We start from the raw sequence: 14,922 nt of genomic DNA on the forward strand, positions 1-14,922 counted from the left end.
CGACCGCGCGACAAGCATCCGCTATCGCGTTGCGCGCACCGTCCGCCGTTCGTTTTTCGTTATTTTGGAATTCGTCTGCCATTCGTTTGCTGAATCGTCTCATTTCGGACACCTCCGTTAATCGTTACCATCCAGTTTTACGCGTCAAGCCTGCAAAGTAAAGCGAAAAGTCGATTATAACCGAATGCGGCGAAAAAAAACGGGAGCTTCCCGCAGAGCTTCTCGCTCCGTCGGGAAACTCCCGTTCTCGTCGCTAGTGCGTCGGCGAATTAGCGGATCGGCTTGTGCGGCTTCCACGCCTCGTCGAGTCCGAGCCCGCGCAAGTCGGCGACCGTCCCGTTCCGCTCGGCCTCGTACAGCCGCCAAATGACCCGCAATCCTTGCAGGCTCGTCGGCCCGTCCGTCATCGGGCGGGAGCCGTCGCGGATGCAATCGAGGAAATGCTCCAGCTCGTGATGCGTGAACTTGCCCGACGCGTCGGCCTCGTACAGGACGGTCGTACGCGATGCCGTATCGAGGTTCGCCTTCTCTTCCTTGATGTGCGTATGCGCGTACAGCTTGCGCTCGGCCAGGTTGATTTCGAGCATCCCTTCCGTGCAGTGGGCGTGAATGCTCCAGCCGAGCCTCGTCCCTCGGGCCCCCCACGTGCCGAAATGATAGCCGAGAGCGCCGCTCTCGAACTCGATCGTCACGTTGCTCGTTCCTTCCCGTTCCATCCAAGGCGTGCCGAAGTTCGTCCCGATATGCGTTCCCCGCACCGGCCTGCCGAGCAGCCAGAGCAGCAAATCGACGTAATGGCAGCCGTGGCTGAAAAATTGCCCGCCCCCGAGCCGATCCGCGGAAAGCGCCCAGTGGCCGTCATAGTACCGGGTGAACTGCTCCGTCCAGACGGACATTTGGAAGCAGTCGCCGTACGCCTTCGCGTCGAGAAGCTCCTTCAGCTTCCGGACGATCGGCCAAAAGCGGACCGGGTAAGCGGTCATCAGCACTTTGCCGGCACGCTCCGCCGTCTCGATCAAATCGATGCACTGCTGCTCCGTATTGCACATCGGCTTCTCCATCAGGACGTGCTTGCCCGCCTCGAGGCAGGCGAGCCCCACCTCGTAATGGAGGTCGTGCGGCAGCACGACGAGCACGGCGTCCACATGGCCGAGCAGCTCCCGGTAATCGGTGACGGCGACCTTGGCGCCGGTCAGCTCCGCGGCTTGGTGCGCGCGCTCCGGCACGACGTCGCATACGGCGGCGATCTCCACCCGGTCTGCCAAATGATGGAATCCACCGGCGTGCGCTCCCGTCATGCCGCCGCAGCCGATAATGCCCAGACGAATCGTTGTCATGGCGTTCTTCCTTTCCCCCGCTTGGTTTGCTGAAGATTCCAGCGTTTCTCACACCTCCATCTTATCCCGATTGCAGGGGACATTCTTTGTCTTCCCGGTCCTAAGTTTTGCACTTTTCGCACTTCGCCTCCGTGCAGCCGCGGCCGGTTACGGCCCGTAAGGAGCCTCGTGCCGGCCGCCGCCCCCTTCGACCGCGGTCGCGGTCAGCTCGGCGGCGGGGTCCGCCCCGCGGACCTCCTCGCGAAGCGCGCGCTCGCGCTCGCGGGCGACGATGGCGACGAGACAATCGCTCTCCGCGGCGGATGCGTGCGGACCGCGGAGGAACGTCACGTCGCCGCCGAGACGCTCCGTCAGCCTCGTCCGCACGTCGTGCGGGCGCCCGGAGCGGATGACGACCATCGTATGGCGGCGGAACCGGCGCACCGTCGCTTCGAGCGACTTGTACGCCGCATAATACGCGATGGCCGAATACAGCGCGCGCTCCCAGCCGAACGCGAAGCCGGCCAGCGCCAGGACGGCCAGATGGAAAAGCGCGACGAGCTCCGCCGCCGACAGCGGCACCTTCGGCCGGAGGCGAAAGGCGGTCTCGCGCAAGCCGTCCGTATACGCGCCGACGCGAAGGACGAGCCCCGCGCCGGAGCCGATCGCGAGGCCGCCGAGCACCGACGCCGCGAGCGCATGCTCGGTCAGCGGCGGCACCGGCTCGAGCGCGAGCGCCGCGGCCGCCGTCGCGCCGAGAGCGGCCGTCCGGGCCAGGACGGAGCGCAGGCCGCTCCCGGGACGTTTCAGGAACAGGAACGGTACGTTCAGAGCGAGAAGCAGCAGCCCCATCCGCATCTCCGTCACGTGCGAGAGCACGATCGAGATGCCCTGCGTGCCGCCCGCCACGAGCCGGTTCGGCTTCAGGAACAGCTCGAGCCCGACCGCGATGAGGGCGATGCCCGCGCAAAACGAGACGGCGGCGGGCGCACCGCCGACCATACGCCGCCACATACCGCCGGCCGGGCAACCGAACTTCGCCCCGCGCCGCATCGCGTCAACCTTCCTTCTCCGCGGCCGGTGCCGAAGCCGCCGCCGCGGACGTGTCGGAGGGGCCGACAGCGGCCGCAGACGGCCGCTCCTCTCCCAACAGCGGACGTACGAGCCGGTAGACGCGCTTCGACTCCTTCGTCAGCAGCGGGCCGAGTATGGCCAGCAGCAGGACGTACAGGGCGGCGAACGGCTGCAAAACCGCGAGCAGCCCGCCCGCTTTGCCGAGATTCGCCATGACGATCGAAAACTCGCCGCGCGACACGATCGTCAAGCCGATATTGACCGACGCCTTCGCCGACAGGCCGGCGCTTCGCCCCGCCAGCAGGCCTGCGGCGAAATTGCCGGCGAGCGTCACCGCCACGGCGGCGAGCGACAGCCATACCGCTCCGCCGAGCGTCGTCGGATCGATCGTCAGCCCGAAGCTGAAAAAGAACATCGCGCCGAAAAAATCGCGAAACGGCAGGATGAGATGCTCGATCCGCTTCATATGCTCGGTTTCCGCCAGCACGAGGCCGACGAGCAGCGCGCCGATCGCTTCCGCGACGTGGATCGTCTCGGAGAAGCCGGCGACGACCATCAAGCCGCCGAAAATGACGAGCAGGAACAGCTCGTTGGAGCGGATGTCGAGCGCTTTGTTGAGCAGCGGCACCGCCTTGCGGCCGATGACGAGGACGGCGAGCATGAACGCGAGGGCGACGAAGGCGGACAGCGCCACTCCGGCGACCGAGGTCGAGCCGCTCAGCAGAAGCCCCGACAAAATCGAGATGTACACGGCGAGGAACACGTCCTCGAACATGATGATGCCGAGAATCATCTCCGTCTCCGGATTGGCCGTCCGCTTCAGGTCGACGAGCACCTTGGCCACGATCGCGCTGGACGAAATCGTCGTAATGCCGGCGATGACGAGCATCTCCTTGTACGGCATCCCCGCCAGCAGGCCGAACAGCAGGCCGAGCGTAAAATTGATGGCGATGTAAATCGTCCCGCCCACGACGATCGAACGGCCCGACCGGATGAGGCGGCCGACCGAAAATTCCAGACCGAGATAAAAGAGCAAAAACAATACCCCGAGCCTCCCCATGAATTCGATCAGAGGAGCGCTCTCGATAAAGCGGAAGTCGAACACGCCGAGCTTGGGCGCATGCGGCCCGACGGCCATGCCGATCAAGATGTAGAACGGAATGACGGAAAATCGCAGCCGGGCCGACAGCAGTCCGGCTATGGCGATCAGGACGACGGCGAGACCGATTTCGAGAACGAGGTGATCCATCGTCACAGTCCCCCGTTCTGCAGCAGCCGCTTGAGCAGCTTCAATTGCCCCCGTTCGCCGGCGACGACCAGCGTGCCTTCGGCGGCCAGCCGATACGAAGGTCCCGGGTTGATTTGCGACGTACGGTCCAGGCCGACGGCCGCGATAATCGTCGCGCCGGTCGTCCGGCGGACGTCCAGCTCGCCGATCGTCCTGCCCACGCAGGCGAAGCCGGCGTCGATGCGAAACCACTCGATGACCAGGTCGTGCAGCGCGACCTCGATCGTCTCGAGCGCCTTGGGCTTATAGTTCATTCCGCCGAGAATGGCGGCAACGGCTCTCGCTTCGTCGTCTTCCAGCGTCATCGTCGAGACGGCCTCATCCGGCTCGCGGTGATCGAATTGGTATACTTCCCGTCTGCCGTCGTCGTGGACGACGATGACGAGCTTGAGCCGCTCTCGCGTCTCCACTTCATATTTGCGGCCGATTCCCGGCAAATCCGATTCTCGGATTGGTTTCATGGATGACCTCCCGATTGTGTGATAACGGCACAATCGGATGAGGGCGATGCCCGGATCGGGAGACGAGGCGCCTTTTTCGGGCATGCCAAACTACACCCGCGTACCGAGTGTTAAAAAATGGATGTTTGTTAGGAAGGAAAAATAAGGACCAGGCCGTTATAAGTAACGGGAACCGAATCGGAGAGAACGCAGAAGAAGCTGCTTGCGGAGCAAAGCAACGGGGGGCGCGAATCGTTGCAGACGAATGCGGACGCGGTCCGCGCGGACGATCGCAATCGGAAACGGCATGAAAACGGCGACGAGCGCCAGCAGCAGACGAAGCTTCTGCACCGGGTGGGCCGGAGCGCCGCTGGGCGAATGGAAGGAAGCTTTGGCCGATACGGCGGGGATCGTCTTGGAAACCGGCGTCACGACACGCTCGGCGGTCGGCACGAGAAACGTCCACAGCAGCGACAGCGCGAAAGCGAGAAGAACGATCGTACGGACGTTGCGGGATAGCGTCAAGCGGTTCGCCCTCCTTTCTGTCGATTTCCGTTTTATTTTATCATAATATTCGGTCAAATTCAAACAAATGGAACCTTTTACGTCACAATGAAAGGCATTATCTCCGTATATCGCCCGATTTCTGATCCGTAATCGCGTTTTCGCCATTAATCCTCACGAATAAAGAAGCGACCGAACCGTGACGGTCCGATCGCATCGTGGTCTCATCGCGCCCCTTCCGGGACGAGCCTGCCGTCGTATACGACGAGCTTTCCCCGCTTCACGACGGCGTGCACGTGATTGACGCCGAAGTGATAAGGCAGGTAGGCGACGTTCGGCGCGTCGAACAGGACGAGGTCGGCAAGCTTGCCGGGCTCGAGCGTCCCGGCGACGTCCCCTTTGCCGATCGCGCAAGCGGCGTTGACGGTCACCGCCGTCATCGTCTCCTCCGGCGTCAGGCCGAGGTTGAGGCAGCCGAGCGTCATGACAAGCTGGATCGACTCCGTCGGCGAGCTTCCGGGGTTATAGTCCGTCGACAGCGCGACGGCCATCCCCCGGTCGATCATCGCGCGCGCCCGGGCGTGCTTCGTCAGCCGCAGGTTGAACGACGTCGCGGGCAGACAGACGGCGATGACGCCGGCGCCGCGCATCGCCTCCAGCCCTTCGTCCGACGCCGCGATCAAATGCTCGGCGGAGACGCATCCGAGCTTGCCGGCCAGCTGCGCGCCGCCCATCGGCTCGATTTCGTCGGCGTGAATCTTGATGCCGAAGCCCATCGCGCGGGCGGCGGCCAGCAGCTCCTCGGACTCCTCGACCGAGAAGACGCCGTGCTCGCAAAACACGTCGCAATAGTCGGCCAGCCCTTGCCGCTTCACCTCCGGCATCATCTCGTCGATGACGAGCCGGACGTAGTCGCGCGAACGCCCTTTATACTCTTCGGGCACCATATGGGCGCCCATAAACGTCGAGACGAGGTCGACGGGGTGCGAAGCGTCGAGCCGCTTGGCGACGCGCAGCTGCTTCAGCTCGTCCTCGAGCGTCAGCCCGTAGCCGCTTTTCGCCTCCGCCGTCGTCACGCCGTGCAGCAGCATCGTGTCCAAGCTTTTTTTCGCCTTGGTGTACAGCTCGTCCTCGGTCGCCTGCCGGGTCGCGCGCACCGTGCTCAAAATGCCGCCGCCCTGCGCCAAAATGTCCAAATACGACACGCCCTTCAGCTTCAAGGCGAGCTCGTGCTCGCGGGAGCCGCCGTGCACCAAATGCGTGTGCGGGTCGACCAGCCCCGGCGCGGCTAGCCGCCCACCCGCATCGAGCCGCGACGCGGCCGTCGTCCCTCGGGCCTCGAGCCCGGCGATCACCTCGTCCTCCGGCCCGGCGGCGACGACGAGGCCGTCCCGGATCGCCACGGCCCCCCGCCCGACGGCGCCGATGTCGGACATGGCCGCGCCTTTCCGCGGTCCCGGCGCCCCTCTCATCGTGATCAGCGTCCCGATATTGTGCACGAGCAGATCGATCCGTTTGTCGTCCATGCGATTCCCTCCGTGGCGGACGCCCGGCCGGCCGCAACCGGCCGGGCCGCCGCTTCTCCATCAGATGCCGAGCATCGGCACGCGAACGCCGCGCTCCTTGGCCGTGTTCACCGCCAGCTCGTAGCCCGCGTCGGCGTGGCGGATGACGCCCATGCCGGGGTCGGTCGTCAGCACCCGTCTCAGCCGCTCCTCCGCTTCCTTCGTGCCGTCGGCCACGACGACCATGCCCGCGTGCAGCGAGTAGCCCATCCCGACGCCGCCGCCGTGGTGGACCGACACCCAGCTGGCGCCGGAAGCGGTGTTGACGAGCGCGTTCAAAATCGCCCAGTCGCCGACGACGTCGCTGCCGTCCTTCATCGATTCGGTTTCCCGGTTCGGCGAGGCGACGGAGCCGCAGTCGAGATGGTCGCGCCCGATGACGATCGGGGCGGACAGCTCGCCGCTGCGCACCATTTCGTTGATGGCGAGCCCCATCTTCATCCGCTCGCCGTAGCCGAGCCAGCATATCCGCGCGGGCAGCCCCTGGAACGCGATCCGCTCCTTGGCCATGCCGATCCAGCGGCGCAGATGATCGTTTTCCGGGAACAGGCGCAGCACGAGCTCGTCCGTCTTGTCAATGTCCGAGGGGTCGCCGGACAGCGCCGCCCAGCGGAACGGGCCTTTCCCTTCGCAGAACAGCGGCCGGATGTAGGCCGGCACGAAGCCCGGAAAGTCGAAGGCGTTCTTCACGCCTTCGTCGAGCGCGACTTGGCGGATGTTGTTGCCGTAGTCGAACACGACGGCCCCGCGCTCCTTCAGGTCGAGCATCGCCTGCACGTGATCCGCCATCGACCGGCGCGAGCGCGCCACGTACTCGGCGGGGTTCGACTTCCGCAGCGCCGCCGCTTCGTCCAGCGTGAGGCCGGCCGGGACGTACCCGTTCAGCGGATCGTGCGCGGACGTCTGGTCGGTGACGAAATCGGGCACGATGCCCCGTTTCACGAATTCGGGGAAGATGTCCGCCGCATTCCCGACGAGCCCGATCGCGAGCGGCTTCTCCTGCTCCTGCGCCTCGCGGGCCAGCTTCAGCGCCTCGTCCAGCTCGTACACCATGACGTCGCAATAGCGCGTTTCGATACGCCGCTGAATGCGGGTCGGATCGACGTCGACGCCGATGACGACGCCGTCGTTCATCGTCACCGCGAGCGGCTGCGCGCCGCCCATGCCGCCGAGTCCGGCGGTCAGCGTCAGCGTCCCGCGCAGCGTGCCGCCGCTATGCTGCCGCGCCGCTTCGGCGAACGTCTCGTACGTCCCCTGCAAAATGCCTTGGGTGCCGATATAAATCCAGCTGCCGGCCGTCATTTGCCCGTACATCATCAGCCCTTTCCGGTCGAGCTCGTGGAACGTGTCCCAGTTCGCGTACGCCGGCACGAGCACCGAGTTGGAGATCAGCACACGCGGCGCTTGCGGATGCGTCTTGAACAGGCCGACCGGCTTGCCGGACTGGATGAGCAGCGTTTCGTCCGCCTCCAGATTCGTCAGGCATTCCACGATTTTGTCGAAGCATTCCCAGTTGCGGGCCGCCTTGCCGATGCCGCCGTATACGACGAGGTCCTCCGGACGTTCGGCCACCTCCGGGTCCAGGTTGTTCATCAGCATGCGCAGAACGGCTTCCTGCTGCCATCCTTTCGCGGTCAGCTTCGTCCCTCTCGATGCGCGGATGACGCGTTTGTCCGTATGTTGCATCGCTTATCTCTCCCCCATGTTCGATGATGTCTCGTTTCGCTTCGCATAGCCGGCCAGGAAAGTCAGTATGACGTGCAGCGCGGTTCGCACCGTCGCCCGCCGCGGATCCTGCAGCGGATCGACGCAGACGACGTCGAGCGCCTTCACCTTCGGATGGAGCCCGAGCATGTACGCGGCGTCGAGCAGCTGCCACGAGGTCATGCCGGCCGGCACCATCGCCGGGACGCCGGGCGCAAACGCCTGATCGAGCACGTCCATGTCGACGGTCGCGTAGATCGCGTCCGTCCCGTCGCCGGCCGCGGCGATCGCCCGTTCGACGAGCGTCTCGACTCCTTCGCGGGCGACTTGCCGCGCCGTGAATTGCGTAATGCCCTTCTCCACGGCGTATTCCCGGTACGGCTTCGAGTTGGCGAAGCCGTGAAGCCCGATCTGCGCGATATGCCGGCCTTCCACCGTGCCGGATTCGATCAGTCCGCGAATCGGCGTTCCGTTGGACGGGCCGCCGTCCTCCAAATTGCGCACGTCCATGTGCGAATCGAGCTGGACGATGCCCACCTTCCCGCCGATTTTGCTTTTGAACGCCTTCACGGAAGGACAAGTGATCGAATGGTCTCCCCCGGCGATGACGGGGAACAAATGAGGCATCGCCTCGTATACGCTGCGCAAGCCTTGCTCGATATTGTCGTGGCACCGCAGCAGGTCGGTGACGTGCATCCGGATGTCGCCGAGATCGCGCGCCTGCAGCCGCTGCAGGTCGACGTCGTGGTCGATGCTGTACGTCGTGACGTTCGGGAACAGCTCGCGCAGCGCGTTCGGCGTCATCGACGCCGCCGATACGCTGATCGACGTTTTCGACAGCGGCACGCCGATGAAGCCGACGTCGACCGCCTCCTCCCCGTCCCACGGGACGAGCCATTGCGCGACCTTCGTCTCGTACCGGTCGCGCCAGTTCAGGCGGCGGACGAGCTCCGGCGGGTTAAGCAGCTCGATTCGTTTCATGCCGAACCTCCGAGATACGCTTTTTTGACGATATCTTGCGACTTCAGCCGTTCGGCCGTGTCGTGGTGGACGATTTCCCCGTGCTCCAGCACGTAGCCGCGGTCCGCGACGGAAAGCGCCATCGCGGCGTTTTGTTCGATCAGCAGCGTCGTCAGCCCTTGGCCGCGAATCGTCCGGATCGTATCGAAAATGTCGCGGACGACGATCGGCGCGAGCCCCATCGAAGGCTCGTCGAGGATGAGCAGCTTCGGCTTCGCCATCAAGGCGCGGCCGATCGCGAGCATTTGCTGCTCGCCGCCGCTCATCGTGCCGCCCATCTGGCGTTTCCGCTCCGCGAGACGCGGGAACAGCCCGTAGACGTACTCCATGTCCCGCGCCAGCTCGCTCCGCGATGCCCTTCGGGAAAAGGCGCCCATCCGCAAATTTTGCTCGACGGTCAGCTTCGGAAAAATGCGGCGCCCTTCGGCCACCATCGCGATGCCCGCCTCGACGATCCGGTGCGTCGGAAGTCCGAGAATCGGCTTCCCGCCGTACTCGATCGAGCCTTTGGCCGGCAGCGCGCCGCATATGGCGTTGACCGTCGTCGTCTTGCCGGCGCCGTTCGAACCGATGAGCGTGACGACCTCCCCTTCCTCGACGGTTAACGAAACGTCGCGCACGGCGTGAATGCTGCCGTAGGACACGTGCAGGTTACGAATGTGCAGCAACGGCGATCACCTCCTCGTCCGGCTTGCCGAGATACGCCTCGACCACTTCCGGCTTGGCGATGACCGACTCGGGCTCGCCGTCGGCGATTTTTTCGCCGTGGACGAGCACGGCGACCCGGTCGCACAGTCCCGTCACCATGGCGACGTTATGCTCGATCAACACGATCGTCGTCCCTTTGCCGCGGATGGCGCGAATCAAATCGGTCATTTCCTGCACCTCGGCGGCGTTCATGCCCGCCGTCGGCTCGTCCAGCAGTAGAAGCTTCGGGTCCGACGCGAGCGCCCGGGCGATTTCCACCCGCCGCTGGTCGCCGTAGGACAAGCTGCCGGCCGCCTCCCGCTCGCGCCCCTTCAAGCCGACCCGTTCGATCGTCGCCAAGCTTCGCGCCGTCACCTCCTCTTCCTCCCGCTTCGCGGAACGAAGACCGAGGATGGCCGCCCAGAGGCCGGAGCCGGTCTTGCCGAACAAGCCGACCTTCACGTTGTCGAGCACCGACTCTTCCTTCAGCAGCCGGATGTTCTGGAACGTCCGCATCATGCCCGCCCGGGCGATGCGGAACGAAGGCAGCGCGTGAATCGGGCGGCCGTCGAAGGAGATCGTTCCCCCGTCCGGCTTGTAGATGCCGGTCAGAATGTTGAAGAAGGTCGTCTTCCCGGCGCCGTTCGGGCCGATCAGCCCGAGAATTTCGCCCTTCCGTACTTCGAGGCCGACTCCGTTCACCGCGGTCAGCCCGCCGAATCGTTTCGTGACGCCGTCGGCTTTAAGCAGGATCGACACGTTCCTTCACCCCCTTCGTCTCCCGGTCCGCCGAACGGTCCTCATCGGCCGCGCGACAGCTTTTCGTTTTCATCCCCGTCTTGCCGAAGATGCCTTTCGGCCGGTACCGCATGACGACGACCATGAGCAAGCCGTAAAGCATCATTTTGTACATGTCGATATATTTCATGTCGACGCCGTCGATCTTGAACAGCCGGAACAGCTCGGGCAGCAGGTAAAGCAGCGTCACGCCGAACAGCGTCCCGCGGATGCTGCCGAGGCCGCCGACGACGACCATGCTGAGCACCGTGGCCGACACCGTGAAGCCGAACGATTCCGCGCCGATGAACGACATCTTGTGGGCGAACAGCGCGCCCGCTGCGCCCGCATAGGCGCCGCCGATCGCGAACACGAGCACTTTGCAGTACGTCGTATGAATGCCCATCGCTTTCGCGACCGTCTCGTCCTCGCGGATGACCATCCAGGCGCGTCCGATGCGGGAGCGGGTCATTTTCCGCAGCGCGTAGATCGAAGCGAGCAGCGCCAGCGCGACGACGACCAGAACGCCCGTATTGTCCAGCTTCGTCCCGAACAGCGATAAGGGCGGAATGGAATCGATGCCGTAAGCGCCCCCGGTAATATCCGCGTTTTTGAAAAACGACTGGATGATCAGCCCGAGTCCGAGCGTCGTAATGGCCAAGAAGTCTTCCCGCACCCGCAAGCTCGGCAAGCCGAGAACGGCGCTGAACAGAAACGTCAGGACGACGGCCAGGATCATCGAAATCCACGGGTCGATCCCCGCTTTCGTCGACAAAATGGCGGAGCTGTAAGCGCCGATTCCGAAAAAGGCGGCGTGCCCGAGCGACACTTGTCCGGCGTACCCCGTCATGAGATTCAGGCCGAGGCCGAGCATCATGTAGATGATCAGGAAGACGACGATGTCGACGTAATACGGATTGAAGAACGCATCCAACGGGATCACCTACACTTTCTCGATGTTTTTGCCGAACAGGCCGGAAGGCTTGATCAGCAGAATGACGATCAGAATGAGGAACGCGATGGCGTCCTTGTCGACGACCATGCCCGTCATGAACCCGTCGCTGAGCGACTCCACGATGCCGAGAATCAGGCCGCCGACGATCGTCCCCGGAATCGAGCCGAGTCCGCCGAGGACGACGACGCAAAACGCCTTCAGACCGGGAATCGCGCCCATCGTCGGATAGAGCGAGTTGAAGTTCATCGCCACGAGGACGCCGGCCGCCGACGCCAAGGCCGACCCGAGGAAAAAGGTGACCGACACGACGCGGTTGACGTTGACGCCCATCAGCGATGCGGCGCGCATATCTTGGGCGGCCGCCTGAATGGCGAGACCGAGCCGGGTCAGCTTCAGAAACGCGTACAGCAGACCGATGCCCGCCAGGCCGGCGGTGATGATGTACAGCTTCGTATTGGTGAGCGATACCGATTCCGACAGCCGGACGATCGACACGTCGATGCCCGTTTCCGGAAACGCCCGCGTATCCGAGCCGAAGGCGACCTGGAATGCGTTCTCCAGAAAGATCGCCACGCCGATGCCGCTGATCAGCGTCGTAATCGGATGCACCCCGCGCAGCGGCCGGTACGCGATCCGCTCCACCGCCATCCCCGCCGCCCCCGAGACGGCCAGCGCGAACAGAAACGCCACGGCGAAATACATATGAAAGTACGTCATGCCGGCCATCGCGGCGAAGGCGCCGACCATGTAGATGACGCCGTGCGCGAAATGAAGCAGCTTCAGCACCCCGTACACCATCGTCAGCCCGACCGCGATCAGAATATAAATAAAGCCTAGCGAAACGCCGTTAAGCAATTGCTGAATCAACATCCGTTCATCCGTCCTTTCCGAGTCTCGAAGCGGGCGAAGGAGGACCCGGCCGATCGAATCCTCCTCCGCTTGCGCCTGCCCGCTCCCCGATGCCGGTTCAGTTGTACGTTTTCGCCTTGACGAATTGGAACTTGCCGTCCTTGACGGTCATGAAGACGACCGGCTTGATGACCTCGTGGTCTTTGCCGAACGTGATTTTGCCGGACGTGCCGTCCAACTCCTTCGTCTCGTTGATCGCCTGCTTCAGCTTCTCCCGGTCCGCCCCGACTTTCTTGAGCGCCTCCAGCACGACCGTCGCCGCGTCGTAGCTTTGCGACGACAGCATGTCCGGCTCGCCCTTGTACTTGTCCTGCCACGCTTTGACGAAGCTTTGCACGACCGGACGGGTGTCCGACGTATAGAACGACGTCGTGAACGTCGAGCCTTCCGTATTCGTCTTGCCGAGCTCCAAATATTTCGGCGAATCGAAGCCGTCCACGCCGAGCAGCTGCGCCTGGATGCCCGTCTCTCTCGCCTGCTTGACGATCGCCGCCGCTTCGTTGTAGTAGCCGACCACGTACAGCGCGTCCGGGTTCGCCGCTTTGACCGCGGTCAGGATGGAGCTGAAATCTTTGTCCCCCATCTTGAACGGGCGTTCGATCGCCACCTTGGCGCCGAGCTTCTCCGCTTCTTCCTTGAAGGCGCCGTAGATCGTCTTGCCGTAGTCGATGTCGACGTACAGGACGGCGACGTTCTTCTTCTTCAAGTCGTTGACGGCGTAGTCGGCCATCGCCTTGCCTTGGATCGGTCCGGCGTAAATAACCCGGTTGACGTAATCGCCGGCCTTGGTCGCCTCGGGATGCACCGCGTACGCGATCACCATCGGCACCTTCAGCTCCTGGATTTTCGCCGCCGCCGTCTTCGTCGGTCCGCTGTACGCCCCTCCGACCATCGCGACGACCTTGTCGTTGCTCACGAGCTTTTGCACCGCCTTGAGCGCTTCCTCCGGCTTGCCTTGATCGTCCTCGGCTACGAGCTCGACCTTGGCGCCGTTCAAGCCTCCGGCCTTGTTGAACTGCTCGACCGCCAGCAGGGCGGCGTCGCGGCTGTGCGTGCCGTCGGTCGCCGTCGCTCCGGTGAGCGGACCGAACCAGCCGATTTTGATCGTCTCCGCCGGCTTCGCGGAAGCGCCTTCATTTTTGCCCGAAGCTGGGGACGCGCTGCCGCCCGCACCGCTGCCGCAGGCCGAAAGGAAAAGGGATGCCGACAGCAGGCCGGCCGCGACCATGGACATTTTTCTCATCTTGTATGCCCCTCTCGTGTTGGATGCTCGTTAATGAATCCGCTTTCATGAACCCATCATACCGGAAAAGCGCGGCCTTGCCTCTAGCCGAACTTGTGATCCTCTAGCACAATTTTGCGGTCCGGTATTCGTTCGGCGTCGCGTTCATGTACGCCTTGAACTTCCGCGCGAAATAGTTCGCGTCCGGAAATCCGACGCGCCCGGCGATTTCCTGAATGGTCAGCTCGCTTGTTTCCAAGTAGTGCAGCGATTTTTCGATCCGGAGCTTGTTGACGAAGTCGACGAAGCTCATGCCGGTTTCTTTTTTGAATAAATGGGAAAAATGAGACAAGCTCAAATGACAATATTGTGCGATCTGGTCGAGCGTCATCTTCTCGCCGAGATGTTCCTTGATATAGGCGATCGCCGAACGGATCGCCGGCGACGACCGCTCGCCGTGCATCGAGGCGGCCTGCTTCGCCAGCTTGCGCCAGTAGTCGCACACTTTGAGCACGAACTTGTCGTAGCGGATCGTGCCGCTCAAGTCTTGCAGCACTCTCGCGTTTTCCGACAGGATGACCGCCGCGTCTCCCCCCAGATCGAGCACCGTCCGCGACAGCGAAAGGACGAGGTCATACGCCTCCGACTTGAACATGTCGACGCTGTGCTTGTACGACTGGGCGAGCCGCTCCAGCAATATTTTCAGATGCGCGACGGAGCCTTCCTCGTCGCCGATGCGGACGCGCGCGAGCAGCTCGGCCCGCTCCTCGGGCATCACCGCCTTTTTCCAAGGCTGCTGCAGGCCGCTCTTCTTCCCGCGCTCGTAGACGAAAATGATCCGGTTGCCCTGAAAAAACCGATCGACCATCGATTCCTTCGCTTCCTCGAACGAGTAATGGAGCATGTACGGGTTGTCGTAGTAGGCGCCGATGCCGGCCGAGACGGCGAAGCCGCGCGCGTCGGTCCGCTTCTGGACGTCGCGGGCGATCCGGACCGCCTCCGTCTTGTAGCCGGAGCTGTCCCCCTGCAGCTCCAGCAGGACGCACAGCACCCCTTCGGCCGCCCATACCCAGACGTACGGCACCCGGATCGCCTCGCGAATCGCCTCGACGAGCTGCTGCCCGATTTCCATCCGCCACGAGAAGGGCTGACCGAGCGCCAAGTCCGGATATCGGTCGATCGAGAGCGCCATCGCCACCTGCGGCCGGACTTCGATGCCGAGCGCACGCTGCAGCTCGGCGAAGCTTCCTTCGTGAACGAGCGTGCCGGAGACGAGCAAATGGGAAAATACCGCTTGCGCCGAATCGAGCTTCATCGTGCGATGTCTCCTCCTGATGTTGGGATGTCCAAAAATTGTCCATAAATAACATACACGATTGAAAGCGCTGCCACAATAGGAGGCGGCTGGAATACGCCTCAAGCGCGGCTGTCGTTCCTTCGACCGTAACGGAAAAAGCGCCG

14 protein-coding genes are annotated in these 14,922 nt (G+C 63.5%); all 14 read right to left on the minus strand.

From position 1 onward, the window contains the following. Positions 1–269: 269 nt before the first annotated feature. Positions 270–1,337, minus strand: coding sequence for a Gfo/Idh/MocA family protein (locus DLM86_RS14585; protein ID WP_110840772.1), 1,068 nt, complete (start codon positions 1,335–1,337; stop codon positions 270–272). A 147-nt stretch (positions 1,338–1,484) separates the two neighbouring features. Continuing rightward, positions 1,485–2,369 carry a YitT family protein gene (locus DLM86_RS14590; RefSeq protein WP_110840773.1) on the minus strand — a complete coding sequence of 295 codons (885 nt, stop codon included), beginning with the start codon at positions 2,367–2,369 and terminating at the stop codon, positions 1,485–1,487. A gap of 4 nt (positions 2,370–2,373) precedes the next feature. After that, positions 2,374–3,639, minus strand: a complete 1,266-nt coding sequence (locus DLM86_RS14595) for a cation:proton antiporter (RefSeq protein WP_110840774.1) — start codon at positions 3,637–3,639, stop codon at positions 2,374–2,376. Positions 3,640–3,641: 2 nt separating this feature from the next. Next, on the minus strand, positions 3,642–4,139 hold the full coding sequence (locus DLM86_RS14600) for a cation:proton antiporter regulatory subunit (RefSeq protein ID WP_110840775.1): 498 nt from the start codon (positions 4,137–4,139) through the stop codon (positions 3,642–3,644). A gap of 156 nt (positions 4,140–4,295) precedes the next feature. Beyond that, a complete protein-coding gene (locus DLM86_RS14605; RefSeq protein WP_110840776.1) occupies positions 4,296–4,643 on the minus strand; it encodes a hypothetical protein in 348 nt (115 codons plus the stop codon). Positions 4,644–4,846: 203 nt separating this feature from the next. Then, entirely contained in the window at positions 4,847–6,148 is a 1,302-nt protein-coding gene (hutI, locus tag DLM86_RS14610) for an imidazolonepropionase (protein ID WP_110840777.1), read from the minus strand. Positions 6,149–6,208: 60 nt separating this feature from the next. After that, a complete protein-coding gene (gene hutU / locus DLM86_RS14615) occupies positions 6,209–7,873 on the minus strand; it encodes a urocanate hydratase (protein ID WP_110840778.1) in 1,665 nt (554 codons plus the stop codon). Between the two features lie 3 nt (positions 7,874–7,876). After that, positions 7,877–8,872: an agmatinase family protein gene (locus tag DLM86_RS14620; protein ID WP_110840779.1), complete on the minus strand. Its 996-nt coding sequence runs from the start codon at positions 8,870–8,872 to the stop codon at positions 7,877–7,879. Then, positions 8,869–9,579 carry an ABC transporter ATP-binding protein gene (locus DLM86_RS14625; protein ID WP_110840780.1) on the minus strand — a complete coding sequence of 237 codons (711 nt, stop codon included), beginning with the start codon at positions 9,577–9,579 and terminating at the stop codon, positions 8,869–8,871. The genes DLM86_RS14620 and DLM86_RS14625 overlap by 4 nt, the downstream gene beginning before the upstream one ends. Next, positions 9,563–10,348, minus strand: a complete 786-nt coding sequence (locus DLM86_RS14630) for an ABC transporter ATP-binding protein (protein WP_110841048.1) — start codon at positions 10,346–10,348, stop codon at positions 9,563–9,565. The genes DLM86_RS14625 and DLM86_RS14630 overlap by 17 nt, the downstream gene beginning before the upstream one ends. Next, positions 10,341–11,318: a branched-chain amino acid ABC transporter permease gene (locus DLM86_RS14635; protein WP_245954601.1), complete on the minus strand. Its 978-nt coding sequence runs from the start codon at positions 11,316–11,318 to the stop codon at positions 10,341–10,343. Before DLM86_RS14635 ends, DLM86_RS14630 begins: the two co-directional genes overlap by 8 nt. Beyond that, positions 11,319–12,200 carry a branched-chain amino acid ABC transporter permease gene (locus tag DLM86_RS14640; protein WP_110840781.1) on the minus strand — a complete coding sequence of 294 codons (882 nt, stop codon included), beginning with the start codon at positions 12,198–12,200 and terminating at the stop codon, positions 11,319–11,321. It lies immediately after the preceding gene. Between the two features lie 97 nt (positions 12,201–12,297). Beyond that, complete coding sequence (locus DLM86_RS14645) at positions 12,298–13,482, minus strand: ABC transporter substrate-binding protein (RefSeq protein ID WP_110840782.1); 1,185 nt, start codon at positions 13,480–13,482, stop codon at positions 12,298–12,300. 103 nt (positions 13,483–13,585) lie between these two features. Continuing rightward, positions 13,586–14,776 (minus strand): AraC family transcriptional regulator, encoded by a 1,191-nt coding sequence (locus DLM86_RS14650; protein ID WP_110840783.1) that lies wholly within the window; start codon positions 14,774–14,776, stop codon positions 13,586–13,588. Positions 14,777–14,922 lie beyond the last annotated feature (146 nt).

It is taken from the genome of Paenibacillus flagellatus, from assembly GCF_003217775.1.
Lineage (GTDB): Bacteria > Bacillota > Bacilli > Paenibacillales > NBRC-103111 > Paenibacillus_AB > Paenibacillus_AB flagellatus.